At 72.4% G+C, this 3,473-nt stretch carries 4 protein-coding genes and 1 pseudogene; 3 read left to right on the plus strand and 2 right to left on the minus strand.

From position 1 onward, the window contains the following. Both ABYE80_RS18695 and ABYE80_RS18700 read left to right on the plus strand, forming a co-directional pair. A pseudogene (locus ABYE80_RS18695) lies at window positions 1–229 on the plus strand (hypothetical protein); the annotation flags it as partial. 72 nt (window positions 230–301) lie between these two features. After that, entirely contained in the window at window positions 302–1,363 is a 1,062-nt protein-coding gene (locus ABYE80_RS18700) for a hypothetical protein (protein ID WP_372791829.1), read from the plus strand. 59 nt (window positions 1,364–1,422) lie between these two features. On the opposite strand, the gene ABYE80_RS18705 is transcribed toward ABYE80_RS18700, so the two are convergent. After that, entirely contained in the window at window positions 1,423–1,782 is a 360-nt protein-coding gene (locus ABYE80_RS18705; RefSeq protein ID WP_372791830.1) for a hypothetical protein, read from the minus strand. A gap of 93 nt (window positions 1,783–1,875) precedes the next feature. Then, window positions 1,876–2,700, minus strand: coding sequence for an SDR family NAD(P)-dependent oxidoreductase (locus ABYE80_RS18710; RefSeq protein ID WP_372791831.1), 825 nt, complete (start codon window positions 2,698–2,700; stop codon window positions 1,876–1,878). A gap of 54 nt (window positions 2,701–2,754) precedes the next feature. Between ABYE80_RS18710 and ABYE80_RS18715 the strand changes: the two genes are divergently transcribed. Then, the coding region (locus tag ABYE80_RS18715) for a flavodoxin family protein (protein ID WP_372791832.1) at window positions 2,755–3,473 on the plus strand (719 nt) is incomplete at its 3' end.

A 3,473-nucleotide genomic window follows, 5' to 3' on the forward strand; every position in this document is an offset into this window, starting at 1 on the left:
CTGCTTCGACGTCGCGCACGCGCAGGCCGTCGACCCGACCCTCGCCGTCGGCCACGAGATCCTCGATCGCTACGGATCGCGGCTGCGCCACCTGCACGTGAGCGCGCTGGACGAGCGGGGACGTCACCGGCCGATGACCGCCGCGGACGAAGCCGACCTCGCCCCGCTGCTGGATCGCTGCCGCGACGTGCCGTGGATCCTCGAGGCGCCGCTGCGCGCCGTCTCCTGACCGGGCGCTCCGCCCGCCGGCCCCCCGGGGCCACCCGGCGCATCGCTGCGACGGCGTAGGGTGTCGCTCGCCGTGGACGTCTCGAGCTCCACCTCTCCCCTGGGCGCGCTCGACGCGCTGTCCGAGGCGACGGGCGTCGCCTTCCCCAACCTGTCGGCGGCCCGGGCCCGCACGGCCCAGCGCCTGTACGCGCTGCGGGGCCGGCTCCAGGCGGCACCGCCGACCTCCCTGCTCGCCGACCAGGGCGAGCGCCACTCGATCGTCCTGTTCGGGTCCTGGGGCCGGTCGGAGCTGACCGGCTCCAGCGACGACGACTGGGCGCTCGTCGCCGACGGCGCTCCCCCGCAGGAGGGCGAGCGCGACCATCTCCTGGCCTGGGTCGGCGATGCGGTCGGCGGTGGGACCGCCGCCCCTGGCGCGCAGGGCCTCTTCGGGACCGTGGTCTCGGCCGAGTCCCTGGCGGCGCACATCGGACTGGAAGGCGACAGCAACCGCAACCTCACGCGACGGATCCTGCTGCTCCTGGAGTCGGTCCCCGCGACCGGCGCCGACGTGCACGCGCGCGCCATCCGTCGCGTGCTCGACGCGTACCTCCACCCGTCGGCCGACGGGGGCGACCACAAGCCGCCGCGCTTCCTGCTCAACGACCTGGTGCGGTACTGGCGCACGATCGCGGTCGACTTCGAGGGCAAGCACCGGGCGTCCGGGCACGAGGACCCCAACTGGGTCATGCGCAACGCCAAGCTGCGCCTGTCCCGCAAGATGCTGTTCGCCGGCGGACTGGTCCCGGTGCTCCTCTGCCGCGAGCTCACCGCCAACGCGCACGCCGCGTTCCTCGCCGCGCAGTTCGCGGCCCCGCCGACCGACCGCCTCGCCGCCGCCTACCTGAGCTCGGAGGCCGGAGGGATCCGCGACACCGGCGCCCGGACGCTTGCCGCCTACGACCGCTGGGTCGGGCTGCTCGCCGACCCGGACGCGCGTCGCGAGATCCGCGGGCTCCGTCGCGAGACCCGAGAGCACAGCGCTGCGTGGCGCGAGGTGCGGGAGCTCGGGGCGCAGTTCGAGGCGGGCCTGCTTGCCCTGCTGTTCGGGACCGAGCTCGCGCCGGTGTCCCAGCAGTACCTGGTCTTCTGAGGGGGGGCGGGGACCGCCGGCGCCAGGAGCCGCGCGACGGGCGGGGCCCGGGCCCGCGACTAGCCCTGGTAGCCGCCGGCGAACCCGGGCCGGCGCGCGAGCGCGTGGCGACGCCGGGCTCTGGCGGCGTCCTCGCGGAAGTGCCAGCCGGCGGGGTGCGGACCTTCGGCCCACGGATGGAACCCGAGCGTGCCGTAGTCCTTGCGGATCGCCGCCTTGAGTTCGGCCCGGTGATCCCGGCACGCGCGCCGCACCGCGCCGTAGACGCCGCGTCCCGTCCAGGTCAGCCAGCCGTCCGGCTCGCTGTCGAGGTACTCCCCGCAGAGCAGCAGCTGGAGCTGCTCCTGGAGCAGCCCATGCGTGATCTCGTCCGGTCGGACGCCGCAGACGTCGCAGGTGAACACCACGCGTACGGGCATCGCGCGAGGGTAGCGGCGCCCCGGCCGCCCTCACCAGGTCTGACGCGATGGCGAGGACGGATGATCGACCGGGCCTCGCGCGGCCCGCATCGCCTACCGGCGGATGAGCGGCTGCAGCTTGCGGATGACGCTGAAGTAGTTGACCGGGAGGGTGCGGGCGAGCACGTCCGTGGCGACGGCGTCCGGGCCGATCAGGATCCGCACCTTGCCCTTCTCGATGCCCTCGACGATCGTCTTGGCGGCCTTGTCCGGCGAGGTCTTGGCGACCTTCTCGAAGTCCTTCCTGAGCGCCTCCGGATCGGTGCGCCCGAGGTCGTCCTGGTGGATCCGCGCGTTGTTGACGATGTTCGTCGCGATGCCGCCGGGGTGGATGCAGACCGCGCTGACGTTGGTCTCGTGCAACTCGTGCCGCAGCGACTCGGTGAACCCCTTCACCGCGAACTTGGAGGCGTTGTAGATGGCCTGCGTGGGCCACGCGATGATCCCGAAGATGCTCGAGATGTTGGCGATGACGCCGGAGTCCTGCTCCAGGAGGATCGGCAGGTACGCCTGGGTGCCGTGCACGACGCCCCAGAGGTTCACGCCCATGACCCACTCGAGGTCCTCGCTGGAGGACTCCGCGATCGTCTGCGACACGGTGACGCCGGCGTTGTTGAGGACCAGGCCGATCGGACCCTGCCAGTCCTTGACCTCGGCGGCCAGCTGCTGCTGGGCCCAGCGATCCGAGACGTCCATGGTGCGGGTCATGACGGGGACGGTGAGTCCCTCGGCGGTCTCGGCGAGGCCGGCCTCGTCCTTGTCGACGAGGACCAGCGGGCAGCCTCGCTGGGCGAGGAGGCGGGCGGAGGCCCGGCCGATGCCGGATGCCGCGCCCGTGACGACGGCCGTGCGGCCGGAAAGCTTCACTCGTGTAGCCATGTGGCGCGGGAGCATGACAGGGACGCCGGTGTAACGCCACCGCGAGCGGGGAGACTGACCGACATGAGCCCAGATCCACGCTTCGACTACTCCGACCTGCGCGCGCTGTTCATCAACTGCACGCTGAAGCACGCGCCCGAGCCGTCCAACACGCAGGCGCTGATGGACGTGGCGATCGGGGTCATGGAGGCGCAGGGCGTCACGGTCGACCAGGCGCGGGCGGTGGACCTCGACCTCCCGGCCGGCGTGCAACCCGACATGCGCGAGCACGGCGCGCCGAGCGACGACTGGCCGGCCCTGTTCGAGCGCGTGGAGGCGGCCGACATCCTCGTGCTCGGCGCCCCGATCTGGCTCGGCCAGAAGTCGAGCGTCAGCTCACGCGTGATCGAGCGGCTCTACGGCAACAGCGGCCAGCTCAACGACAAGGGCCAGTGGATCTACTACGGGCGCGCAGGCGGCTGCATCATCACCGGCAACGAGGACGGCGCCAAGCACTGCGCGATGGAGCTCCTCTACTCGCTGCAGCACCTCGGCTACGTCGTGCCACCCCAGGCCGACAGCTGCTGGCTCGGCGAGGCCGGACCGGGCCCGTCCTACGCGGACGAGGGCTCCGGCGGCCCGCAGAACGAGTTCACCCAGCGCAACACGGTCTTCATGGCGTGGAACCTCATGCACGTGGCCGCGATGCTCAAGCGCGGCGGCGGCATCCCCGCCTACGGCAACCAGCGCAAGGAGTGGGACGCGGGCTGCGACTTCGACCACCCCAACCCCGA

This window comes from Paraconexibacter sp. (genome assembly GCF_041602235.1).
Taxonomy (GTDB): domain Bacteria; phylum Actinomycetota; class Thermoleophilia; order Solirubrobacterales; family Solirubrobacteraceae; genus Paraconexibacter.

Coding starts and splice junctions, on each gene's coding strand:
- ABYE80_RS18710 (WP_372791831.1), bottom strand. CDS start 2,700: ATGGCTACACGAGTGAAGCTTTCCGGCCGCACGGCCGTCGTCACGGGC.
- ABYE80_RS18705 (WP_372791830.1), bottom strand. CDS start 1,782: ATGCCCGTACGCGTGGTGTTCACCTGCGACGTCTGCGGCGTCCGACCG.